The organism is Streptomyces sp. NPDC006872 (genome assembly GCF_040635845.1).
Classification (GTDB): domain Bacteria; phylum Actinomycetota; class Actinomycetes; order Streptomycetales; family Streptomycetaceae; genus Streptomyces.
Genome location: NZ_JBEYIL010000014.1, coordinates 228,999 through 251,910 on the forward strand (window position 1 = coordinate 228,999; position 22,912 = coordinate 251,910).

At 71.6% G+C, this 22,912-nt stretch carries 17 protein-coding genes; 4 read left to right on the plus strand and 13 right to left on the minus strand.

Going from position 1 to position 22,912, the window contains the following annotated elements; all coding sequences use genetic code 11:
- Position 1: 1 nt before the first annotated feature.
- On the plus strand, positions 2–715 hold the full coding sequence (locus tag ABZ725_RS35630) for a dipeptide/oligopeptide/nickel ABC transporter ATP-binding protein (protein ID WP_358806601.1): 714 nt from the start codon (positions 2–4) through the stop codon (positions 713–715).
- Here the strand turns inward: ABZ725_RS35630 and ABZ725_RS35635 are convergent.
- Positions 669–1,253 (minus strand): TetR/AcrR family transcriptional regulator, encoded by a 585-nt coding sequence (locus ABZ725_RS35635; protein WP_358806556.1) that lies wholly within the window; start codon positions 1,251–1,253, stop codon positions 669–671. The two genes, ABZ725_RS35630 and ABZ725_RS35635, sit on opposite strands and share 47 nt — an antisense overlap.
- A 99-nt stretch (positions 1,254–1,352) precedes the next feature.
- Between ABZ725_RS35635 and ABZ725_RS35640 the strand changes: the two genes are divergently transcribed.
- Positions 1,353–2,858 carry an MFS transporter gene (locus ABZ725_RS35640; RefSeq protein ID WP_358806557.1) on the plus strand — a complete coding sequence of 502 codons (1,506 nt, stop codon included), beginning with the start codon at positions 1,353–1,355 and terminating at the stop codon, positions 2,856–2,858.
- 116 nt (positions 2,859–2,974) lie between these two features.
- Here ABZ725_RS35640 and serA read toward each other — a convergent pair whose 3' ends face one another.
- The 6 genes from serA to ABZ725_RS35670 form a co-directional block, all read right to left on the minus strand.
- On the minus strand, positions 2,975–4,564 hold the full coding sequence (serA, locus tag ABZ725_RS35645) for a phosphoglycerate dehydrogenase (RefSeq protein WP_351916527.1): 1,590 nt from the start codon (positions 4,562–4,564) through the stop codon (positions 2,975–2,977).
- A gap of 266 nt (positions 4,565–4,830) precedes the next feature.
- Positions 4,831–5,829, minus strand: a complete 999-nt coding sequence (gene ilvC / locus ABZ725_RS35650; protein ID WP_358806558.1) for a ketol-acid reductoisomerase — start codon at positions 5,827–5,829, stop codon at positions 4,831–4,833.
- A 130-nt stretch (positions 5,830–5,959) separates the two neighbouring features.
- Positions 5,960–6,484 (minus strand): acetolactate synthase small subunit, encoded by a 525-nt coding sequence (gene ilvN / locus ABZ725_RS35655; RefSeq protein WP_351916523.1) that lies wholly within the window; start codon positions 6,482–6,484, stop codon positions 5,960–5,962.
- 22 nt (positions 6,485–6,506) lie between these two features.
- On the minus strand, positions 6,507–8,354 hold the full coding sequence (locus tag ABZ725_RS35660) for an acetolactate synthase large subunit (protein ID WP_358806559.1): 1,848 nt from the start codon (positions 8,352–8,354) through the stop codon (positions 6,507–6,509).
- Positions 8,355–8,621: 267 nt separating this feature from the next.
- Positions 8,622–11,684: an EAL domain-containing protein gene (locus ABZ725_RS35665; RefSeq protein ID WP_358806560.1), complete on the minus strand. Its 3,063-nt coding sequence runs from the start codon at positions 11,682–11,684 to the stop codon at positions 8,622–8,624.
- A 384-nt stretch (positions 11,685–12,068) separates the two neighbouring features.
- Entirely contained in the window at positions 12,069–13,034 is a 966-nt protein-coding gene (locus tag ABZ725_RS35670; RefSeq protein ID WP_358806602.1) for a 2-hydroxyacid dehydrogenase, read from the minus strand.
- A gap of 88 nt (positions 13,035–13,122) precedes the next feature.
- Between ABZ725_RS35670 and ABZ725_RS35675 the strand changes: the two genes are divergently transcribed.
- Both ABZ725_RS35675 and ABZ725_RS35680 read left to right on the plus strand, forming a co-directional pair.
- Positions 13,123–14,121 carry an aldo/keto reductase gene (locus tag ABZ725_RS35675; protein WP_358806561.1) on the plus strand — a complete coding sequence of 333 codons (999 nt, stop codon included), beginning with the start codon at positions 13,123–13,125 and terminating at the stop codon, positions 14,119–14,121.
- 149 nt (positions 14,122–14,270) lie between these two features.
- Entirely contained in the window at positions 14,271–15,440 is a 1,170-nt protein-coding gene (locus ABZ725_RS35680; protein ID WP_358806562.1) for a PQQ-dependent sugar dehydrogenase, read from the plus strand.
- A 128-nt stretch (positions 15,441–15,568) separates the two neighbouring features.
- On the opposite strand, the gene ABZ725_RS35685 is transcribed toward ABZ725_RS35680, so the two are convergent.
- From ABZ725_RS35685 to ABZ725_RS35710, 6 genes are all read right to left on the minus strand, one after another.
- A complete protein-coding gene (locus tag ABZ725_RS35685) occupies positions 15,569–15,748 on the minus strand; it encodes a DUF6191 domain-containing protein (protein WP_358806563.1) in 180 nt (59 codons plus the stop codon).
- A 32-nt stretch (positions 15,749–15,780) separates the two neighbouring features.
- Positions 15,781–18,825, minus strand: coding sequence for an AAA family ATPase (locus ABZ725_RS35690; RefSeq protein ID WP_358806564.1), 3,045 nt, complete (start codon positions 18,823–18,825; stop codon positions 15,781–15,783).
- Between the two features lie 119 nt (positions 18,826–18,944).
- The gene (locus ABZ725_RS35695) at positions 18,945–19,154 is read right to left on the minus strand and encodes a hypothetical protein (protein ID WP_358806565.1); all 210 of its coding nucleotides are present in this window, start codon (positions 19,152–19,154) and stop codon (positions 18,945–18,947) included.
- A 197-nt stretch (positions 19,155–19,351) separates the two neighbouring features.
- Entirely contained in the window at positions 19,352–19,960 is a 609-nt protein-coding gene (locus ABZ725_RS35700) for a hypothetical protein (protein WP_358806566.1), read from the minus strand.
- A gap of 35 nt (positions 19,961–19,995) precedes the next feature.
- On the minus strand, positions 19,996–20,571 hold the full coding sequence (locus tag ABZ725_RS35705) for a GNAT family protein (RefSeq protein ID WP_358806567.1): 576 nt from the start codon (positions 20,569–20,571) through the stop codon (positions 19,996–19,998).
- Positions 20,549–22,777, minus strand: coding sequence for an MMPL family transporter (locus ABZ725_RS35710; RefSeq protein WP_358806568.1), 2,229 nt, complete (start codon positions 22,775–22,777; stop codon positions 20,549–20,551). The genes ABZ725_RS35705 and ABZ725_RS35710 overlap by 23 nt, the downstream gene beginning before the upstream one ends.
- Positions 22,778–22,912: the final 135 nt, after the last annotated feature.

Here is a 22,912-nt window from a genome sequence, read left to right on the forward strand (position 1 = left end):
GTTGACCCGCCCCTTGCTGGACGTCCGTGACCTGGTGGTCCGCTACGGCGCGCTGACGGCCGTCGACCACGTCTCCTTCGCCCTCGAACCGGGCGAGACCCTCGCCCTCGACGGCCCGTCCGGCTGCGGCAAGTCCTCCACCGCCCTGGCGGTGCTGCAGCTGCGCCGCCCGGACGCGGGCGAAGTCCACTTCGAGGGACGGGAGTTGACCACCCTCACCGACCGCGAACTACGCCCGCTGCGCCCCCGAATGCAGCCGGTCTTCCAGGACCCGTACGGCTCCCTCAGCCCCCGTCACCGGATCCGCGACGCGGTGGCGGAACCGCTGAAGGTGCAGGGCCGCTGGAGCGCGGCCGACGGCCCGGCCAAGGTGGCCGAACTCCTCGACCGGGTGGGCCTCGACCCGTCGTACGGCGAGCGCCGTCCGGACGAGCTCTCCGGCGGCCAGTGCCAGCGCGTCGGCATCGCCCGGGCGCTCGCCTCGGACCCGCGCCTGCTGGTGCTCGACGAGCCGGTGTCGGCCCTGGACCCGTCCGTCCGGGCCGGAGTGCTGAACCTGCTGGCCGGTCTCCAGGACGACCTGGGGCTCGGCTACCTGTTCATCTGCCACGACCGGGACGTCGTACGGCACTTCGCGGACCGGGTGGTGGAGCTGCGCGAGGGCAGGGTCAGCGGTTCGTGGCGCCCTCGACGATCTGCCGCAGCCCCTCGGTGAGGGCGTCGGCGTCGGGCGCCGTCTTGGGATCGAAGGTCCACTGCGCGATGACGCCCAGCATCAGGGTCGAGTAGAAGCTGCCGAGGGTGTCCGCGGCGGCGTCCGTGACGTCCTCCTCGGGCACGCCCATCAGCAGCGAGACGAAACCGCGTGAGCCCTGTCGCTGCGCCCGCGCCAACTCGTCGCGTACGCCGGGCAGTTGGTCGCCCATGACGACGATCTCCATGCTGAGCCGCCAGAGCGAGCCGGGCTCCCGCATGGTGGCGACGATGTTCGCCCACACGGCCCGGAAGCGCTCCAGGGATCCGGGCCCGCCCGGGAGTTCGCCCGGCCCCTCCCCCTCGAAGGCGACGGACTCCCCTTCGACCAGGGCGACATACGCCTGCGCCAGCAACGCGTCCTTCGACCCGTAGTGGTAGCCGATGGACGCCAGGTTGGCCCCCGACTCCTTGACGATGTCGCGCGCGGTGGTGCGCACGAACCCCTTTTCGAGCAGGCAGCGCTTGGCGCCTTCGAGCAGATCCTCGCGATGTCCCATGCGGGCCAGCGTACTCCAGGATCCATACAACCGTCCTAGACGAACGACTTATACAAGCGTTCTAGACAACCGTTTAATACGCCCGTACAGTCCTGCCTCATGACGAACTCGACCTGCACCTCCGAGAACCCGACCGCGCCCGGTCGCCGCGCCGGCCGCCGGGAGTGGACCGCGCTCGGCGTGCTGATGCTTCCGCTGCTGCTGGTCTCGATGGACGTCTCCGTCCTCTACTTCGCGATCCCGGCGATCAGCGCGGACCTGGAGCCGAGCGGCGCCCAGCAGCTGTGGATCTTCGACATCTACGCCTTCGTCCTGGCCGGCCTGCTGATGACGATGGGCTCGCTGGGCGACCGCATCGGCCGCCGCAGGCTGCTGCTGATCGGCGCCGCCGCCTTCGGCGCCGCGTCCCTGATCGCCGCGTACGCGAACAGCGCCGAGACCCTGATCGCGGCCCGCGCGGTCCTCGGCATCGGCGGCGCCACCCTGATGCCGTCGACGCTGGCCCTGGTCCGCACGATGTTCACCGACCCGGGGCAGCGCGCGAAGGCGATCGGCCTGTGGTCCGGTGTGATGACGGCCGGCATCGCGCTCGGCTCGGTGATGAGCGGCCTGCTGGTCGAGTACTTCTGGTGGGGCTCGGTCTTCCTGGTCAACCTGCCCGCGATGGCCCTGCTGCTGGTCCTCGGCCCGATCCTGCTGCCCGAGTCGCGCGATCCCGCCCCCGGCCGCTTCGACTGGCCGAGCATCCCGCTGTCGATGGCCGCGGTGCTCCCCGTGGTCTACGGCCTGAAGGAGATCGCCGCCGAGGGATGGCACACCGCATACGTCGTCTCGATCACGGTGGGCCTGCTCTTCGCAGCCCTGTTCGTCCACCGCCAGCGCACGGCGGCGAACCCGATGATCTCCCCGGCCCTCTTCCGCAGCCCCGGCTTCGCCCCGGCCGTCGTCCTCAACCTCGTCTCCACGTTCGGGATGCTGGGCTCGTCCTTCTTCACCACGCAGTACCTGCAGTCGGTCCTCGGCAAGAGCGCCCTGGAGGCGGCCCTGTGGGCGCTGCTCCCCTCGGTGCCGATCGGCGCGGCGGGCCCGCTGGCCACCTCACTGGTCCAGAAGGGCGTCAACCGGGCCTACGTCGTGACCGCCGGCTTCGCCGTCGCGGCGAGCGGCTACGCGCTGCTCGCCCTCGCCGGCCCGGACTCGATGTGGCTGGTGCTGACCGCGTGCGCGGTCCTGGCCTGCGGGATCGTCATGGTCATCTCCCAGATGACGGACCTCGCCCTGAGCGCGGCCCCGGTCGAACGCGCCGGCTCCGCCTCCTCCCTGCTGGAGACCGGCGCCGAGTTCGGCGGCGCGCTCGGCATGGCCGTCCTCGGCTCCATCGGCACGGCGATCTACCGCCACGAGATCCCGTCCTCGGCACCCGCTCCGGCCCGGGAGACCCTGGGCGGCGCGCTGGCCGTGGCCGACGGGATCCCCGGACTGGCCGAGGCGGCGAGGGAGGCGTTCACCCGTGGGATGCAGGGAGCGGCGATCGCGGGGGCGGTGCTGCTCGCGGGGGCTGCGGTGGCGGCGGCGGCGAGCCTGCGCAGGATCAGCGTGAAGTAGCGCAGACAGCCAAACGCCGGCCGGGCCATTTCAGCCCGTCCGGCGTTTGAGGACAAGGCCCCTTAAGGGCCGAACCAGGGGTCCGGGGACGGAGCCCCCGGCACGGGCGGTGAACCTCAGACGAGGTTCACGGCACGAGCAGACGTCGCGCCGATCTCCGTCGCGACCTCCGCCAGCACACCGGCGGGAACCGTGTCGTCGACGGTCAGGACCGCCAGCGCCTCGCCGCCCGCGGCCGCGCGGGCGACCTGCATACCGGCGATGTTGATGCCCGCCTCGCCGAAGACCCGGCCCACGGTGCCGACGACGCCCGGACGGTCCTCGTACTTGAGGACGACCATGTGGTCGGCGAGCGCGAGGTCGACGTCGTACTCGCCGACCGCGACGATCTTCTGAAGGTGCTTCGGACCGGCCAGCGTGCCGGAGACCGACACCTCCTCGCCGTCCGAGAGCGTGCCGCGCACGGTGACGACGTTGCGGTGGTCGGCCGACTCGGAGCTGGTCGTCAGCCGCACCTCGACGCCGCGCTCCTGCGCGAACAGCGGCGCGTTGACGTACGAGACGGTCTCGTCGACGACGTCCTCGAAGACGCCCTTGAGGGCGCTGAGCTCCAGCACCTTCACATCGTGCTGGGTGATCTCGCCGTAGACCTCGACGTCGAGGCGGACCGCGACCTCGCCGGCGAGCGCGGTGAAGATCCGGCCCAGACGCTCGGCGAGCGGCAGACCGGGCTTGACGTCCTCGGCGATGACTCCGCCCTGGACGTTCACCGCGTCCGGCACGAGCTCACCCGCGAGGGCGAGACGCACCGAGCGCGCGACCGCGATGCCGGCCTTCTCCTGCGCCTCGTCGGTGGAGGCCCCGAGGTGCGGGGTGGCGACGACCTGGTCGAACTCGAACAGCGGGGAGTCCGTGCAGGGCTCCTTCGCGTACACGTCGAGGCCGGCGCCGGCGACCCGGCCCTCCTTCAGCGCCGCGTACAGCGCCTCCTCGTCGACGATCCCGCCGCGCGCGGCGTTGACGATGCGCACGCTCGGCTTGACCTTGCGCAGCGCCTCGTCGCCGATCAGACCGACCGTCTCGGGGGTCTTCGGCAGGTGGACGGTGATGAAGTCGGAGACCTCCAGCAGCTCGTCCAGCGAGAGCACCTTGACGCCCATCTGGGCGGCGCGCGCGGGCTGGATGTAGGGGTCGTACGCGACGACCTTCATGCCGAAGCCGGACATGCGCTGCGCGACGAGCGCGCCGATGCGGCCGAGGCCGACGACGCCGAGGGTCTTCTCGGCGAGCTCCACGCCCGTGTACTTGCTGCGCTTCCACTCGCCGTTCTTCAGCGCGGCGTTGGCCTGCGGGATGTGGCGGGCGGTGGCGAGCAGGAGTCCGCAGGCCAGTTCGGCGGCGGTCACGATGTTGGAGGTCGGGGCGTTGACGACCATCACGCCGGCCTTGGTGGCGGAAGGCACGTCGACGTTGTCCAGGCCGACGCCGGCCCGTGCGACGACCTTCAGCTTGCCGGCGGCGGCGATCGCCTCCGCGTCGACCTTGGTGGCCGAGCGGATCAGGATCGCGTCGACGTCGGCGATGGCGGGGAGCAGTTCGGCTCGGTCCGCTCCGTTGCAGTGCCGGATCTCGAAGTCCGGGCCAAGCGCGTCCACAGTCGCGGGCGACAGCTCTTCAGCGATGAGTACGACAGGTTTCGAGCTCACGTGAGTCCTCACAAGTCCAATGCGTGCGGACGGCCGTCCCGACGGCCGCAGGCGGAGGAGGGGCTAGCCGCGTGGAGACGCACGACGCTGTGGGCCTGTAACGCGTATGTAGTGCAGCAGTGTAGTGCTGCCCCGGAGGTCGCCTTGCCCCTCACGGAAATCAGCCCCTGGGGGTCCCCCCTCCGGGGGAGTCTGAGGAGCGGGGTCCGGGGCAGAGCCCCGCGACGGCGCCCCGGAACCGGCGGCGCCGTCGCGGAGCGCATCGCTCACGCCTCTTCGTTCACCCAGCTCATCAGCTTGCGCAGCTGCTTGCCGGTGGTCTCGAGCAGGTGCTCGGAGTCGGCCGTCTTGTACTCGTTGTACTTCTTCAGGCCGCCGTGGTACTCGTCCATCCAGTTCTGCGCGAAGGTGCCGTCCTGGATCTCCGCGAGGACCTGCTTCATCTCGGCCTTGGTGGCGTCGGTGATGATGCGCGGGCCGGTGATGTAGTCGCCCCACTCGGCGGTCTCGGAGACGCTCCAGCGCATCTTCTCCAGGCCGCCCTCGTACATGAGGTCCACGATCAGCTTCAGCTCGTGCAGGCACTCGAAGTACGCGATCTCCGGCTGGTAGCCCGCCTCGACCAGCGTCTCGAAGCCCGCCTTCACCAGCGCCGAGGTGCCACCGCACAGCACGGCCTGCTCACCGAACAGGTCGGTCTCGGTCTCCTCGGTGAAGGTCGTCTTGATGACGCCCGCGCGCGTGCCGCCGATGCCCTTGGCGTACGACAGCGCCAGCGCGAACGCGTTGCCCGTCGCGTCCTGCTCGACCGCGGCGATCGCGGGGACGCCACGACCCTCCTCGTACTGACGGCGCACCAGGTGACCGGGGCCCTTGGGGGCGACCAGGGCCACGTCGACGCCGGCCGGGGCCTTGATGAAGCCGAAGCGGATGTTGAAGCCGTGCGCGAAGAACAGCGCGTCGCCGTCCTTCAGGTTCGGCGCGATGGACTCCTCGTAGACCTGGGCCTGGATCGGGTCCGGGATCAGGATCATGATGACGTCGGCCTCGGCGGCGGCCTCGGCGGGCGTCACCACGCGCAGGCCCTGCTCCTCGGCCTTCGCCTTGGACTTGGAGCCCTCGTGCAGACCGACGCGGACGTCGACGCCCGAGTCACGGAGCGACAGCGCGTGCGCATGGCCCTGGCTGCCGTAACCGATGACCGCGACCTTGCGGCCCTGGATGATGGACAGGTCGGCGTCGGCGTCGTAGAACAGCTCGGCCACTTTGGGTTCTCTCCTTGTGTGCAGGTGTTGCGTCCCACCGTATGACGGCGGGCGGAAGGGAAGTCTCGGGGTCTCGGTATACGGGCGGGAATCGGACGGGGCGGTGACGCCGACCCGTCCGTTCCCATACTTACGCCGACCGGTCGAGCGCGCGCAGCGAACGGTCCGTGATCGAACGGGCGCCGCGGCCGATCGCGATCGTGCCGGACTGGACCAGCTCCTTGATGCCGTACGGTTCCAGCATCTTGAGCATGGCGGACAGCTTGTCGTGGCTGCCGGTGGCCTCGATGGTCACGGCCTCCGGGGAGACGTCGACCGTCTTGGCGCGGAACAGCTGGACGATCTCGACGATCTGGGAGCGCGTCTCGTTGTCGGAGCGCACCTTCACCAGAACGAGTTCGCGGTGAACGGCCGTTCCGGGCTCCAGTTCGACGATCTTCAGCACCTCGACGAGCTTGTTGAGCTGCTTGGTGACCTGCTCCAGCGGCAGGGCGTCGACGCTCACCACGATCGTGATGCGGGAGATGTCTGCGTGCTCGGTGACGCCGACGGCGAGCGAGTCGATGTTGAAGCCCCGGCGGGAGAACAGGGCGGCGATCCTGGCCAGGATGCCCGGCTTGTTCTCCACCAGGACGGAGAGCGTGTGCTTGGACATGTCTTCTTTACGTCTCTCTCGCTCAGTCGTCTTCGTTGTCGCCGAAGTCGGGGCGGACGTCCCGGGCGGCCATGATCTCGTCGTTGGAGGTGCCGGCGGCGACCATCGGCCACACCATGGCGTCCTCGTGGACGATGAAGTCGACGACGACCGGTCGGTCGTTGATCGAGTTCGCCTCTTCGATGACCTTGTCGAGGTCGTCCGGGGACTCGCAGCGGATCGCGTAGCAGCCCATGGCCTCCGACAGCTTCACGAAGTCGGGGACGCGGGTGCCGCGGGCGTCGGGATTGACGTCGTTCGGACCGCTGTGCAGCACGGTGTTGGAGTACCGCTGGTTGTAGAACAGGGTCTGCCACTGGCGGACCATCCCGAGGGCGCCGTTGTTGATGATGGCGACCTTGATCGGGATGTTGTTCAGGGCGCAGGTGGTGAGTTCCTGGTTGGTCATCTGGAAGCAGCCGTCGCCGTCGATCGCCCAGACCGTCCGGTCCGGGGCGCCGGCCTTGGCGCCCATCGCGGCCGGGACCGCGTAGCCCATGGTGCCCGCGCCGCCGGAGTTCAGCCAGGTGGCGGGCTTCTCGTACCGGATGAAGTGGGCGGCCCACATCTGGTGCTGGCCGACGCCCGCGGTGAAGATCGTGTCCGCCGGGGCGAGCCGGCCGATGCGCTCGATGACCTGCTGCGGGGAGAGCGAGCCGTCGGCGGGCTGGTCGTAGCCCAGCGGATAGGTCTCGCGCCAGCGGTCGAGGTCCTTCCACCAGGCGGTGTAGTCGCCGGACTGGCCCTCGCTGTGCTCCTTCTGCACGGCCTGGATCAGGTCGGCGATGACCTCGCGGGCGTCCCCGACGATCGGCACGTCGGCGGCGCGGTTCTTGCCGATCTCGGCCGGGTCGATGTCCGCGTGGACGATCTTGGCGTACGGCGCGAAGCTGTCGAGCTTGCCGGTGACACGGTCGTCGAAGCGGGCGCCGAGGGCGACGATCAGGTCGGCCTTCTGCAGACCGGTGACGGCGGCCACCGAGCCGTGCATGCCCGGCATGCCCAGGTGCTGCGGGTGGCTGTCGGGGAACGCACCCAGCGCCATCAGCGTGGTGGTGACGGGCGCGCCGGTCAGCTCGGCGAGGACCTTCAGCTCGGCGGTGGCGCCGGCCTTGAGGACGCCGCCGCCGACGTACAGGATCGGCCGCTTGGCGGCGGTGATCAGCTTGGCGGCCTCGCGGATCTGCTTGGCGTGCGGCTTGGTCACCGGGCGGTAGCCCGGCAGGTCCATGACCGGCGGCCAGGAGAACGTCGTCTTCGCCTGGAGGATGTCCTTGGGGATGTCGACCAGGACCGGGCCGGGGCGGCCGGTGGAGGCGATGTGGAAGGCCTGCGCGATCACCCGGGGGATGTCCTCGGCCTTGGTGACCAGGAAGCTGTGCTTGGTGATCGGCATGGTGATGCCGACGATGTCCGCCTCCTGGAAGGCGTCCGTGCCGATCGCCTTCGACGCCACCTGGCCGGTGATCGCCACGAGCGGCACCGAGTCCATGTGGGCGTCGGCGATCGGGGTCACCAGGTTGGTGGCGCCCGGCCCTGAGGTGGCCATGCAGACGCCGACCCGGCCGGTGGCCTGCGCGTATCCGGTGGCCGCGTGACCCGCGCCCTGCTCGTGCCGGACCAGGACGTGGCGGACCCTCGTCGAGTCCATCATCGGGTCGTAGGCGGGCAGGATCGTACCGCCGGGAATGCCGAATACCGTCTCGGCGCCGACCTCCTCGAGCGAACGGATGAGGGACTGCGCACCCGTCACTTGCTCGACGGACGCGGAGTGCTGTCCTCCGGATCGGGGCCGTGGCTGCGGATGGGCCCCGGTGGCCTGCTCGGTCATCGGCATTCTCTTCTCGATGCTGAGGGTTTTACTGAGGGTTCTGCTGGGGTTCTGCTGGGGTTCTGCTGCGGGTCTTACTGGGGTGCTGCGGGTTTTGTGCAACAAAAAACCCCTCGTGCCAGAAGGCAAGCGAGGGGAGCGCGCCGGGTGTGGGTCGCTGTGAGTTCCGGGTCCTCCCGGACGTCACCAGCGTCAGCCGACGCGCTTTCCAAGTACGAGAATTCGGGTGCGCATGGCATTGACCCTCCCCCTGGCGCGCACCGACTGTCAAGTGGGTGGGACGGGAGTCTCATTATGTGAGCGAAGGGCACTTCCGCTCCCCAGGACGGCTGTGACACCGGCTGTCACCCCACTGGTGTACACCCCCGCACCGCCGCCCGCGAACGCGGGCTCGGCGGGCCCGTGCGGCACCGGATAACGGCCGGTCGCGAGCCCCCGGCGCAGCCGGTACTCGTCGAGCGGTCCGGAGAACGCCATGCCCTGGCCGTGCGTACAGCCCAGCGCGCGCAGCGCGACGACCTGCTCGGGCAGATCCACGCCGTCGGCCACGGACTGCAGCCCGAGATCGCCGGCGATCCGCAGCAGCCCTCCGGTGATCTTGTGCAGCCGCGCGGACTCGACGACCCCCTCGACCAGCGAGCGGTCGAGTTTGAGCACGTCGACGGGGAGCCGCCGCAGCGCCGTGAAGGTCGCGTAGCCGCTACCGAAGCCGTCCAGGGCGATACGGACGCCGAGGCGCCTCAGGGCCCCCAGCCGGCGCTCCAGCTCGTCCAGCGGCACCCTGGGGTCGGTGTCCGACAGCTCGACCACCAGCGACCCGGACGGCAGCCCGTGCCGCGTCAGCAGGGCCTCCACCGAGCCCAGCGGCATCGACCGGTCCAGCAGCCGCCGGGCGCCCACCCGGACGACCACCGGCACGGTCAGCCCGCTCGCGGCCCGGTCGGCGGCCTGTTCGACGGCCTCCTCCAGCAGCCAGCGGTCCAGCTCGGCGGTCTTGTCGCTGTCCTCCGCGACCCGCAGGAACTCGGCGGGCGTGAAGAGCACCCCTTGGGAGGAGCGCCAGCGGGCTTGGGCGGCGACCGACGAGATCCGGCCGTCCTCCAGGCGCACCACGGGCTGGTGCAGCAGGGCGAACTCGCCGTCGTGCAGCGCGGCACGCAGCCGCGTGGCCAGCTCCGCCTTGCGTACGACGTCCTGCTGCATCTGCGGCTTGTACAGCTCGACCCGGCCCTTGCCGCCCGCCTTGGCGCGGTACATGGCGAGGTCGGCGTTGCGCAGCAGCTCACCGGCGCCGAGCCCGGGTTCGGCGAAGGCGACGCCGATGGACGCGGCGACCCGGACCTCGTTGCCGTCGATCAGATAGGGCTGCGAGAGCGTGAGCCTGAGCCGGTCGGCGAGTTCCAGTATGTGGCGTTCCCGGGCGGCCCGGTCGCGGGTGCCGTCGCCGACGATCAGCGCCGCGAACTCGTCGCCGCCCAGCCGGGAGGCGGTGTCGCCCTTGCGGACCGCGTCCTGGAGCCTGCGGGCGGCCTGGACCAGCAGTTCGTCCCCGGCCGCGTGGCCGATGGTGTCGTTGACGGCCTTGAAGCCGTCGAGGTCGATGAAGAGGACCGCCGTGTTGCGCAGCGCGGGGCCGCGGTCGGAGCTGCGGCGGCCGGACAGGGCCTGCTGGACGCGCCGGGTGAACAGCGCGCGGTTGGGCAGGTCGGTGAGCGGGTCGTGCTCGGCGTTGTGCTGGAGCTGCGCCTGCAGACGGACGCGCTCGGTGACGTCCCGGCTGTTGAAGATCAGGCCGCCGTGGTGCCGGTTGACGGTCGACTCGACGTTGAGCCATCCCCCGTCGCCGGAGCGGAAGCGGCACTCGATACGGGTCGTGGCTTCGTCCTGGGGACTCGCGGCGAGGAAGCGGCGTACCTCGTGCACCACGCAGCCCAGGTCCTCCGGGTGGATGAGATCGGCCAGTTCGGTGCCCACCAGGGCGTCGGCGGGCCGTCCGTAGACCCCGACGGCGGCCGGGGAGACGTACCGCAGGATGCCGCTGGGGGCGGCGATCATGATGACGTCGCTGGAGCCCTGCACCAGGGAGCGGAAGTGGTTCTCCGCCTGTGCCAGTTCCTGGGTGAGGGTGATGTTGTCGAGCAGCATGATCGCCTGGCGCACCACGAGGGCGAGCACCACGGCGCCGCCGGTCAGCAGCACCACGCGGTCGACGCTGTGGCCGTTGAGGACGTTGTACAGGATCCCCAGGGTGCAGACGGCGGCGGCGAGGTACGGGGTGAGGGCGGCCAGGGAGCCGGTGATGGGCCGGGTGGCCTGATACCGGCTGTGATCGCCGCCCTGCGGCGGGCTCTGCGAGGGTGTCTGCGCGGACGGGTGCGCGGACGTGTGCGCGGCGGCCTGCGCGGGGCCGACCGGGCGGTGTCCGGGCGGCAGGTGCTCGTGCACCACACGCGTGTGCCCCTCGTCCGACGCCGGTCCCTGCCGGCGGGACGCGGCCCAGGGCGCGTACGCCAGGAGCAGCGAGCCGGCGAACCAGCCCGCGTCGAGCAGTTGGCCCGAGCGGTAGTTGTTGTGCAGCAGCGGTGAGGTGAACAGGGCGTCGCACATCACGGTCAGCGCGAGTGCGCCGACGGCGGTGTTGACCGCCGAGCGGTTCACCGCGGTGCGCCGGAAGTGCAGCACCAGCACCATGCTCACCAGGGCGATGTCGAGGAGCGGATACGCCAGTGACAGCGCCGCGTGCGCCACGCTCGGCCCGTCGAACTTCGCCGCCTGGGCGAGCGCGAGACTCCAGGAGAGGGTGAGCAGCGAGCCGGCGATCAGCCAGGCGTCCAGCGCCAGGCAGACCCAGCCCGCCTTCGTCATCGGTCGGGCGGCGAGCACGAGCAGTCCCACGATGGCGGGGGGCGCGAAGCAGAGGAAGAACAGGTCGGCGAAGCTGGGGCTGGGCACGGGCCGCCCCAGGACCACCTCGTACCACCCCCAGACCGCGTTGCCGAGGGCCGCCATCGCCGAGGAGAGCGCGAACAGCAGCCAGGCGGGTCGAAAGCGGATGCGGCGGGTGCGCCCGTACAGGAAGCACGAGACGGCGGCGGTGCCCGCCGCGGCGCTGAGCCCGAAGTCGCCCATGATCAGAGCGAGTTCGTCCGACCCCCAGCCGAGCGCGGAACCGACGGCGTATCCCGCGCACAGCAGGGCCAGCAGCAGTTGGTGGACGAGGTTGGATGCGGGGCCGCCCTTGGCCGGCGGCACGGTGCGTGGCGTCCCCGTCGAGGGCTGCGTCCGCAGCTTTCCGTCGAGGAGAGTCGTGGAGGTGGTGGGCGAGCTCACCGGGTCCTCCCGGTCCGCGTCGCTCCCGAATCCCTCGGGTCCGAGAACGCCGGCTGTGCGTGGCTCCTGTGGCGGTGAGTGTCGTGACCGTGCCTGCGCGCGGCCGAACGCCAGGGTCGCCGCCGGCGGCTCCGCCGCGTCGGATCGTTCGTCCATAGGCCGTGCATCGCCCGTCGCCCCCCTCACAAGTCTGAAATGTCCATCCCTCACGCCGAAAGTGCGCGGCGCAGCCCCTGTCGGGACGATACACCAGTCTCGTCACTCAGGGACATAGTTCCTCTACGCTGCGTGACGATCATCGGCATATGCGCCCGGAAGAGGTACGGACCGCGTCCGGGGGACTGCGGAGGGTGCCCGAACCGGACTACGGGAGTGCCAAGGCCGTCACGATCCGTTCGCCGTGCCCGTCGTAAGGATCACGTTGCGCAACGGCTCCCGGTTCACGAAGCGGCCCAACTGGTCTACCAGCAGGCGCTTGGCCCGGGGCAGGAAAGCGGAGGTGGGGCCTCCGACGTGCGGGCTGACGACGACGCCCGGCGCGGTCCACAGCCGGTGGCCCGGGGGCAGCGGTTCGGGGTCGGTGACGTCCAGCGCGGCGGTGATGCGGCCGGTCTCCAGTTCGGCGAGCAGCGCCTCGGTGTCGACGACCGCGCCGCGGGCCACGTTGACCAGCAGTGCGCCGTCCTTCATCCGGCCCAGGAAGTCGGCGTCGACCAGGCCGAGCGTGCTCTCGTTCAGCGGCGTGGACAGGATCACGACGTCCGCCTCGGGCAGCAGGGCGGGCAGTTCGGCGATCGGATGCACAGGCCCGCGCGCCGTCGTGCGCCAGGAGCGCGCGACGCGCGCCACCCGCGCCACCTCGAAGGGCACGAGCCGGTCCTCGATGGCGGCGCCGATGGAGCCGTACCCGACGATGAGCACGTTCTTGTCGGCGAGCGCGGGGTGGAAGCCGCTCTGCCACAGCCCCTTGTCCTGGGCGCGCACGAAGTCGGGGATGCCGCGCAGGGCGGCGAGGGTCAGGGTGAGCGCGAGCTCGGCGGTGCTCGCCTCGTGCACCCCGCGCGCGTTGCACAGCCGCACACCGGGCACGAGGTCCGCCAGTTGCACGCTGACGTCGTCGACGCCGGCGCTGAGCGTCTGCACGACCTGCAGGCGGCGCATCTGCCGCAGCGGCCGTACCTTCACGGACTGCTGTTTCAGGTAGGGCACCACGTAGAAGGCACAGTCCGCGGGATCGCCCGGGAACTCCTGGTCCCCGGCCTCTCCCCCGTCCCAGAAGCGGTAGTCGAGCCCCTCGGGAAGACCGTCGATGTCTTCGGGCGGAAGGGGCAGCCACACGTCGCGTGCCATGTCAGAGCTCATGGTCAGGAGGCTATGTCAGGCACACGTCGACACAGAGGTTAGGTTGGGGGGTCTGGAGAGGGAGGGTTTCGGGCAGGTGGAGCGCAGGAGGATCGGCGCGGGGGCGCTCGAGGTGGGGTCCGTCGGACTCGGGTGCATGCCGATGAGCTGGGCGTACAGCGGGTCGCGGCAGCGGGGCGACGAGTCGCTCAGGGCGGTGCACCGGGCGCTGGATGCGGGGTCGTCCCTGCTGGACACCGCCGACATGTACGGCCCGTTCACCAACGAGCTCCTGGTGGGGCGGGTGTTGAAGGAGCGGCGCGAGGACGCGTTCGTGTCGACGAAGGTCGGTCTGCTCGTCGGTGAGCAGCATGTCGTGGCCAACGGCCGTCCCGGGTATGTGAAGCGGGCCTGCGACGCCTCCCTGCGACGGCTGCAGACGGACGTCATCGACCTCTACCAGCTGCACCGCGCCGACCCCGAGGTCCCGGTCGAGGAGACCTGGGGCGCGATGGCCGAGCTGGTGGCGGCGGGCAAGGTGCGGGCGTTGGGGCTGTGCGCGGTGGGGGCGCGGGGCGGTCGGCGATCCGGTGGGCGGCTGCACGACGGAACGATTCGGCAGTTGCGGCGCGTGCAGCAGGTCTTCCCGGTGAGCGCAGTGGAGGCGGAGCTGTCGGTGTGGTCGCCGGAGGCGCTGGACGCCCTGCTGCCGTGGTGCGCGGCGCGGGGTGTCGGCTTCGTGGCGGCGATGCCGCTCGGCAACGGCTTCCTCACCGGCACACTGACCCCCGGCGAGGGCTTCGAACCCGACGACATGCGGGCCCGGCACCCCCGTTTCACCGCCGAGATGATGGCCGCGAACCAGCCGATCGTCGCCGGTCTGCGCCGGATCGCCGCCCGGCACGGGGACGCTGTGACGGCGGCGCAGGTGGCCCTGGCCTGGGTGCTGGCGCAGGGCCGGCACGTGGTCCCGGTGCCCGGCGCCAAGCACGAGCGCTGGGTGGCGGAGAACGCGGCGGCGCCCGCGCTGCGGCTGACGCCGCAGGACCTGGCGGAGGTGGCGGAACTGCCGGGGGCACGGGGATCGTGGGAGTGAGCGCCGCTTTCGGGTGCCGCTTCGGATCCCGCTTCGGATCCCGCTCCAGGTCCCGCTTTCGGGTCGGTCGACGCGGATCGGGAACCCCTGAGGCGTCTGCGGCGTAGGACAGGTGGGGCCCGCCGAAGGCGCCTCCGTGCCGAAGGGACATGATCGTGCAACGTCGAGCTGTGTCGGCCGTGTTGGCCACGAGCGCACTCCTGCTGACGGCCGGCTGCTCCTCCGACGGCGGGGGAACGGCCGGGGCAGCCGGAAGCGCCTCGCCGAGAGGTACGACGGCGTCCGCGTCCTCGCCCTCCCCGTCCGCCGAGGAGACCCCGCCCGCGAAGGGCACGGTCAAGGTGGTGCGCACGGTCGCCGAGGGCCTGAACAGCCCCTGGGGCCTCGCTCCCCTCCCCGAGGGCGGCCTGCTGGTCGCCTCACGCGACGAGGGGACGATCACGCTGGTGGACGAGGAGACGGGCAGGAAGACCGGGGTCGGCGAGGTCCCGGGCGTCTCCGCCGCGGGCGAGGGCGGCCTGCTGGGCCTCGCCCTCTCCCCCGACTACGCCTCGGACCACATGGTCTACGCGTACTTCACCTCGGCCTCGGACAACCGCATCGTCCGTATGATCTACGACGCGAAGCGGCCCGCCGGGGACCGGCTGGGGGCGCCCGACACGGTCTTCAAGGCCATCCCGAAGGGCACGATCCACAACGGCGGCCGGATCGCGTTCGGCCCGGACGGAATGCTGTACGTCGGCACGGGCGAGAGCGGCGACCGGGGTCTGTCGCAGGACAAGAAGTCCCTGGGCGGCAAGATCCTTCGGCTGACCCCGGAGGGCGAACCGGCCCCCGGCAACCCGTTCCCGGACTCCGCGGTGTACTCGTACGGCCACCGCAATGTGCAGGGTCTGGCCTGGGACTCCAAGCAGCGTCTGTTCGCGTCGGAGTTCGGCCAGAACACATGGGACGAACTGAACGCGATCGAACCGGGCGCGAACTACGGCTGGCCGGAGGCGGAGGGCAGGTCCGAGGACGACGCCTACAAGAACCCGATAGCCCAGTGGGGCACCGACGAGGCCTCTCCCAGCGGCATCGCCTACGCCGAGGGCTCGATCTGGATGGCGGGGCTGAAGGGACAGCGCCTGTGGCGCATCCCGCTGAAGGGCACGGCGGCCTCGGCGGACCCGCAGGCCTTCCTCGAGGGCGAGTACGGCCGGCTGCGCACGGTGGTGTCGGCGGGCGGCGACAAACTGTGGGTCACGACCAGCAACACGGACGGCCGTGGCGACCCGAAGGCGGGCGACGACCGAATACTGGAGCTCCAGGTGAGCTGACGCTCCGCCGGAGATCAGGAGATCCGGTGCCTCATCAGCATCAGCGGGTCCGTCGTGGCTGGTCGCGCCCCGCGGCGGAGCCGCAGATGTCACAGCCCCGCGCCCCTTCGGGGCGCTGCCGAACCCGCTCAGGCCCCGTCCTCCTCAGGCTCGGGCGCCCGCACCACGACCTTGCCCGACGCGAGGTCTATCGGCCCGCGCCCGGGATCGGCGTCCCCGACGTCCTCCCGGGTCAGCTCCAGCCTGTTCTGCTCGTCCCGGGTGTGCTTGCGACCCGGTGAGAACAGTTCCTCGAAGGCGTTGAACATCGCTGTTCCCTCCTGGTGGCCTGCCGCCGCCATTATCGCGCCACCACCCCCTCCCCCGCCCCCGGCGGGAACAGGTCCAGTCGGTGGGCCAGGGCTGCCGCCTCTCCGCGGCCCGTGACATCGAGCTTGGAGAGGATGTTCGACACGTGGACGCTCGCGGTCTTCGGGGAGATGAAGAGCTCCTCGGCGATCTGGCGGTTGCTGCGGCCCGCGGAGACCAGCCGCAGGACGTCGCGTTCGCGGCTGGTGAGGCCGAGGGCCGTGAGGGGGTCGGCATCGGGGTCCGGGCGGCCCGGGGTGATGGGCAGGGGGAGCCGGGCGCGCCGGGCGAGCAGGGTGACGGCTTCGGTGACGGGGCGGGCGCCGAGGTGGCTGGCGACCGCGTGGGCGAGGCGGAGAAGTTCGGCGGCGCGATCGCGTTCGTCGTCGCCGCCGACGGAGAGGAGGGCCTCGGCGAGGCGGTGCCGGGTGCAGGCGAGGTCGTAGGGGCGGTCCAGGCGCTCGAAGGCGGCGACCACCTCGGACCAGTCGTCCGGGTCGGTGCGGCCCTCGGCGCGCAGGAGTTCCGCGCGGACCCAGCGTTCGTGGGCCTGCCAGACGGGGGCGAGCGTGGCGAGCTGCTTGGCGACGGCACGGATCCGGTCGAGGAGTTCGGCACGGCCCGGTTCGGCGGCGGGCAGCGCGCGGGCGTCGCCCTCCGCGGAGGCCGCGGCGAGCAGCAGGGGCCAGGCGTAGTTCTGGGCGCCGGGCGGGAAGTCGCGGTCGAGGACGGATGCGAGGCAGGCGCGGGCGTCCAGGGGGCGCCCCTCGGCCGCGGCTAGTCCGATGGCGAGGCGGGCGAGGGGGAAGTGATGCTGGGGCGCGTGTTCGTGGGCGGCGAAGAAGTCCTGTCCGGCGGCGAGTTGGCGGCCGGCCTCGGCGAGGTCGCCGCGGGCGAGGGCGAGTTCGGCGCACAGGGCGGCGTGCGTGCCGCGGATCGCCACGCCCTGGCCGAGCCGTCCGGCGAGGGCACAGGCGCGGTCGGCCTCCTCCCAGCGGCCCAGGGAGAACAGGGACTCGGCGAGGTTGCTCGCCATCCAGGCCTCGGTGTCGGGCAGTCCGTGCCGTTCGGCGAAGGCGAGGCCCTTCTCCAGGATCGGGACGGCCTCCCTGGAACGGCCGACCGCCTCCAGTTCGGAGGGCAGGTTGACGTAGGCGTTGAGGGCGACGGACGTCATGCCCTCGGCGAGGGCCCGCTCCCTGACCTCGTACAGCTCCGCGAGCCCGGCCTCGATATGGCCGGCGTGGACCATGAGGACGCCGAGGATCTGGCGGGCGTTGAGCTCGGTCTCGCGGGCTGCGACCAGGCGGGCGTACTCCACGGCCCGCTCGGCGTCGGCGTAGGCGTCGGGGCCGGGGGCGTGGAGCATGGACCAGTTGGCGATGTGCATGAGCACCTCGGCGTGCACCTCGCTGGGCGGCTGACCGCGCACCAGGTCCTGGGCGGCGGCCAGCTCCTCGCGGCCGCTGCCCCGGCCCAGGGAGCGCACCAGCCGGGAGCGCTGTACCCAGAACCAGGCGGAGCGCAGGGGATCGTTGTCGTCGTCCAGCAGGTGCAGCGCGCGCTTGGTGATCTTCAGGGCGCGTTCGCGTTCCCCGCAGTAGCGGCCGGCGACGGCGGCCTCGGCCATGAGGTCGAGGTAGCGCAGCGGGGTGGTGGCCGGGTCGCAGCCGCAGGGAGGGAAGGATTCGGTGTAGTCGACCGGGCGCAGGGCGGCCCGGATGTCCTCGGGCGCGGTCTCCCACAGTTCCATCGCCCGTTCCAGGAGCCGCAGTTGTTCGCTGTAGGCGCGCCGGGAGCGGGCCTCGACGGACGCGTCCAGGACGGCGGGCAGGGCCTTCGCCGGGTCGTGCGCGTGGTACCAGTAGCTGGCCAGCCGCATGACGCGCTCTTCGCCGGGGACGAGGGTCGGGTCCGCCTGGAGGGCTTCGGCGTAGCGGCGGTTGAGGCGGGAGCGTTCGCCGGGCAGGAGGTCGTCGCTCACGGCCTCGCGGACCAGGGAGTGGCGGAAGCGGTAGCCGTCGCCGGTGGGGGTGGCGAGCAGGAGGTTGGCGTTCACGGCGGCGCGCAGGGCCTCGATGAGCTCGTCCTCGGCGAGCCGGGCGACGGCATCGAGCAGCCGGGACTCGACGGTGGAGCCGCCCTCGGCGACGATCCTGGCGATTTTCTGGGCGCCCTCGGGCAGCGCCTCGACGCGGACCAGCAGCAGGTCGCGCAGGGTGTCGGTGAGGCCGGTGCGGCAGCCCTCGTGGGCGGCGACGGCGAGTTCCTCGACGAAGAAGGCGTTGCCGTCGGAGCGTTGGAAGATGTCGTCGACCTGGTCGGGGTCGGGTTCCTGGGCCAGGATCCCGGCGATCTGGCGGCAGACCTCGTCGCGGGTGAGGCGGGCGAGTTCGAGGCGCCGGACGGTGCGCAGCCGGTCGAGTTCGGCGAGCAGGGGGCGCAGCGGGTGGCGGCGGTGGATGTCGTCGGCGCGGTAGGTGGCGAGGACGACCAGCCGGCCGGTGCGCAGGGTGCGCAGCAGGTAGGACAGGAGGTGGCGGGTGGAGGCGTCGGCCCAGTGCAGGTCCTCCAGGGCGAGGACGACCGTGCGGTCGGCGGCGACGCGTTCCAGGAGGCGGGCGGTGAGTTCGAAGAGCCGCGCCATGCCCTCCTCGTCGTGCCGGCCGGTCCCGCTGCGGCCCAGCTCCGGCAGCAGCCGGGCGAGTTCCTCCTCCTGACCGGCCGCGGCGGCGGCCAGTTCGTCCGGCAGGGCCCGGTGCAGGGCGCGCAGGGCGGTGGAGAACGGGGCGAAGGGCAGTCCGTCGGCGCCGATCTCGACGCAGCCGCCGAGCGCGACGACCGCGTCCCGGCGGTGGGCGGCCGTGGCGAACTCCTCGACGAGCCGGGTCTTGCCGACCCCGGCCTCACCGCCGATGAGCAGTGCCTGTGGCTCTCCCGCGGCGGCGCGGGCGAGCGCGTCGTTCAGGGTGTCCAACTCGTCGGCGCGACCGACGAAGACGGGGCTGACGGACCTGGTCTCCACGGGGGCGAGCATGGCACGCGGGTGCGCGGGCGGCCCAGCGGTTATCGCCGGGCCGCCCGGTCTCTCGACGGGAGGGCGGCCGACCCCCGTGCGGCCGCCCTCCGCCACTGCGCCCGCCCCGGCCCGGAGGTTCACGCCGGCCGGGCGAACCGGAGCCGGCGGAGGCGACCGGTATGCGATTCGCTCTCGGCGCTGCCGTCCGACCGTTCGGCGGCGGCGCGTTCGGCGGCCTCGCGGCGGGCGGCGCGGGCGCCGCGGACGGCCTCGCGGACCTGCCGCTCGTGTGCGGCCTGGCGGAGGAGTTCGGCGGAACGGGCCTGCTGAAGCTCGTACTCGTACATGGTGTGTGTCCCCTGAGGTCGGTTTTTCCGGCTTCGCTTGTTGCGATGCCTCAACCTTCGTCTCCCAGGGGGGTCCGCCACATCGGGAGAGTTCCGCATCTTCGGCGGCGGGCGGGGCCTTAGACGCGCCTGAGGGGCCCTAGGTCCGCCGTAAGGTGCTTACGGCGGGCCTAAGACCCCTCATGACGTGCGGGAACTCAGCTCGCGGAGGGCAGGCCGAGCAGCGCGTCGGTGTACTTCAGGACGGCCAGGAGCAGGCCGATGACGCCGAGCGCGACGCCGGCCCAGGAGACCGACTTGATCCAGGTCGCCTGCGGACGGGCGGGGTTGCCGAAGGCCGGGCGGGCCAGCACGACGACGCCGACGACCAGCGCGGCCAGCGCGAACAGGCCGGCCCACAGCGCGGTGGTCTGCCAGGCGTCGCCGTAGACGGCCTGGATCTGCGTGGCGACGCTGGCGGAGGACGAGGTCTCCAGCTGGCCGACGAGGGTCTGCCGGGCCCCGGCGACCGTGCCGATCCAGCTGCCGGTGAGCGACACGAAGCCGAGCACGGCGGCGACGACGGCGCCCGCGCCCTGGCCGACGCCGGTGGGTCCCTCCTCGGCGACGAGCTCGTCGGCGCCCTCCTCGAAGTCCGCGGCCTCGTCGGTCCCGTCGGTCTCCTCGGTCTCGGCGGCCTCGTCGCTCTCCCGGGGCTGCGTCACCTCGTCCGCGGCGTCGGTCTTGGTGACGTCCACCTTCTTGTCGTCGGTCTTCGCCTCGGGGCCGGTCTCTGCGCCGGCCTCGTCAACAGTCTTGGTTCCCATACCTCGCACCGTACGGACGCTCTCTGAGAGGTCCCTTAATGATCGTTGTGAGCGCCGCGCGCGCGTGCCTCGCGCCACTCCTGGGCCAGCACGGACCACACTTCGAGGTCGTGCCGCACCCCACGATAGGGGTAGGCCTGCCGGCGGACGCCGTCGCGGGTCATCCCCAGCCGCCGGGCGACGTTCAGACTGGGTGTGTTCCCCGCGGAGGCGACCCACTCGACGCGCTGGATCCCGCGCTGCTCCACGGCGAAGTCGATCAGCACCCGGATGGCCCGGGTGATCAGCCCGCGGCCGGTGCCGTCGGGTTCCAGCCAGCAGCCGACCTCGCAGTTCGCCGCCTCGGCGTCGAAGTTCAGGAAGAGCACTCCGCCGACGAGCGTGCCGTCCCGCCAGATGCCGTGCAGCGAGCCGGTGTCGGCGGCGCGCATGTCGGCGTACCGCTGCAGCGTCTCCCGCGCGCCGGCCACGTCGGTGGCCTTGGAGCCGAACGGGACGTACTGGTTGATGAACTCCCGGCCGCGTTCCAGGTGCGCCAGGAACTCCTCGGCGTGCCAGGGGTCCAGGGGGCGCAGTTCGGCTCCGTCGTCACCCAGCGATATCGCGTACATCCGGCCGCGGCTCCTTCTCCAGTGCCTCCATTACCTCGGTGAGCCTCTCATGGGCGGCGCGGGACTCGGGCGGCTCGATGCTGATCCGCGGCAGCCGCCGGTCCAGCCAGCGCGGCAGCCACCAGTTGGCGCCGCCGAGCAGGTGCATCAGGGCGGGCACGAGGAGCGTGCGCAGGACGAACGCGTCGAGGGCGACGGCCGAGGCCAGCGCGATGCCGAACATGGCGATCACCCGGTCGCCGCTGAGGACGAAGGCGAGGAAGACGGAGATCATGATGACCGCGGCGGAGTTGATCACGCTGCCGGTCTCGGCCAGGCCGATCCGGACGGCGCGCCGGTTGTCGCCGGTCTCCAGCCACTCCTCGTACATCCGGCTGACCAGGAAGACCTGGTAGTCCATGGAGAGGCCGAACAGCACGGACACCATGATCACGGGGAGGAAGGGCTCGATCGGCCCCGCCCGGCCGAGGCCGAGCAGTTCGCTTCCCCAGCCCCACTGGAAGATCGCGACGACGACCCCGAAGGCGGCGGCCACGGCGGCCACGTTCATCGCGGCGGCCTTGAGCGGTATGCCGACGGACCGGAACGCGAGCAGGAGCAGCAGACAGCCCAGGCCGATGACGACGCCCACGAACAGCGGCAGTTTGCCGACGATGACGTCCGCGAAGTCGTCGTAACCGGCCGTCACCCCGCCGACGTGCACGTCGAGGGAGGTGCCGGCCTCGGCGCGGGGCAGCACCTCGGTGCGCAGCCGGTCGACGAGTTCGCTGGTGCGCTGCGACTGCGGGGCGGACTCCGGCACGACGGTGAGGTACGCGGTGCGGCCACCGGAGTCGAAGGTCACCGGGGTCACCGATGCCACGCCCTCGGTGGTGCGCAGGGCGAGGTCCAGGCTGTCGAGGGCGAGCCGGTCCTCGGCGCCGTGGACGGAGGTCACCAGCGTCAGCGGACCGTTGACGCCGGCGCCGAAGCCGTCGGCGAGGAGGTCGTAGGCCTGGCGGGTGGTGGCCGACTTCGGGGCGTTGCCCTGGTCGGAGGTGCCGAGGTGGAGGGCGAAGGTGGGCAGCGCGAGGACGGAGATGACGCCCAGGGCGATGGCGCCGAGCAGTTTGGGGTGGCGCTCCACGAACGCCGACCAGCGGGCGGCGAACCCGGCCGGCACCTCCGGCTGGGGCCCGTGCTCGGCGAGCCGGCGGCGCTCGCGGCGGCTGAGGGCGCGCATGCCGATGAAGGACAGCAGCGCGGGCAGCAGGGTCACGGAGGCGGCGACCGTGAGGACGACGGTCAGGGAGGCCGCTATCGCCACGCCGTTGAGGAAGCTCAGGCGCAGGATGAACATGCCGAGCAGCGCTATGCAGACGGTGGCGCCCGCGAAGACGACCGCGCGTCCGGTGGTGGCGACGGCGTGCGTGGCGGCCTCGGTGACCGTGAGCCCCCGTTTCAGCCCGCGCCGGTGCCGGGTCACGATGAACAGCGCGTAGTCGATGCCGACGCCGAGGCCGACGAGCATGCCGAGCATGGGCGCGAAGTCGGCGACGGTCATGGCGTGTCCGAGCAGCACGATGCCGGCGTACGCGGTGCCGACGCCGACCAGGGCGGTGGCGATGGGCAGCAGCGACGCGGCGAGCGACCCGAAGGCGAGGAACAGCACGACCGCGGCGACGACCACGCCGACGACCTCGGCGAGATGCCCGCCGGAGGACTCGGTGAGCCCGATCGCGGTGCCGCCCAGCTCGACCTGGAGCCCGTCGGTCCCGGCGGCCCGGGCGGTGTCGACGACGGCCTGCGCCTCGCTCTCGTCGAGGTCCTCGGCGCGGTCCTCGAAGACGACGACGGCGTAGGCCGTGCGCCCGTCCTTGCTGATCTGCGCGCTGCCCTGGTCGTCGTAGGGGCCGGCGACGGAGGCCACGCCGGGCAGGTCGGCGATCCGCTCCAGCGTGCCGGTCATGGTCTGTTCGACGTCGGCGGCGCGGACGGTGCCCGAGGCGGTGTGCCAGACAACGGTGTCGCTGTCCCCGCCGAGATCCGGGAAGCCCGCCTCGAGCAGTCGGGTGGCGCGGCCGGACTCGGTGCCGGGGACCTCGTAGTCGTTGGAGTACGCGGAGCCGGTGACGACGGCGGCGCCGGCCGTGGCGCCGAGGGCGAGGAGCCAGAGCAGAACCGCGAGGAGGCGGTTGCGAACACACCATCGTGCGAGTGCTGCCACTGGTGCTCCCGGAGGCCGAATTGTGGATCTTTGACCGGGAACCGTCGTACCTGAACTGAACAGCCCGCAAAGAACTTATGAGCGATGTGTGGTCACTCTCGCAGGCGTTGAAGATCGTTTGATGCGGTAGTGCGT

Excerpts from the sequence above, each read along its gene's own strand:
- ABZ725_RS35635 (WP_358806556.1), bottom strand. The coding sequence starts at position 1,253 with ATGGGACATCGCGAGGATCTGCTCGAAGGCGCCAAGCGCTGCCTGCTC.
- ABZ725_RS35640 (WP_358806557.1), top strand. The coding sequence starts at position 1,353 with ATGACGAACTCGACCTGCACCTCCGAGAACCCGACCGCGCCCGGTCGC.
- ilvN (WP_351916523.1), bottom strand. The coding sequence starts at position 6,484 with ATGTCCAAGCACACGCTCTCCGTCCTGGTGGAGAACAAGCCGGGCATC.
- ABZ725_RS35660 (WP_358806559.1), bottom strand. The coding sequence starts at position 8,354 with ATGACCGAGCAGGCCACCGGGGCCCATCCGCAGCCACGGCCCCGATCC.
- ABZ725_RS35670 (WP_358806602.1), bottom strand. The coding sequence starts at position 13,034 with ATGGCACGCGACGTGTGGCTGCCCCTTCCGCCCGAAGACATCGACGGT.
- ABZ725_RS35680 (WP_358806562.1), top strand. The coding sequence starts at position 14,271 with ATGATCGTGCAACGTCGAGCTGTGTCGGCCGTGTTGGCCACGAGCGCA.
- ABZ725_RS35685 (WP_358806563.1), bottom strand. The coding sequence starts at position 15,748 with ATGTTCAACGCCTTCGAGGAACTGTTCTCACCGGGTCGCAAGCACACC.
- ABZ725_RS35690 (WP_358806564.1), bottom strand. The coding sequence starts at position 18,825 with ATGCTCGCCCCCGTGGAGACCAGGTCCGTCAGCCCCGTCTTCGTCGGT.
- ABZ725_RS35695 (WP_358806565.1), bottom strand. The coding sequence starts at position 19,154 with ATGTACGAGTACGAGCTTCAGCAGGCCCGTTCCGCCGAACTCCTCCGC.
- ABZ725_RS35700 (WP_358806566.1), bottom strand. The coding sequence starts at position 19,960 with ATGGGAACCAAGACTGTTGACGAGGCCGGCGCAGAGACCGGCCCCGAG.
- ABZ725_RS35705 (WP_358806567.1), bottom strand. The coding sequence starts at position 20,571 with ATGTACGCGATATCGCTGGGTGACGACGGAGCCGAACTGCGCCCCCTG.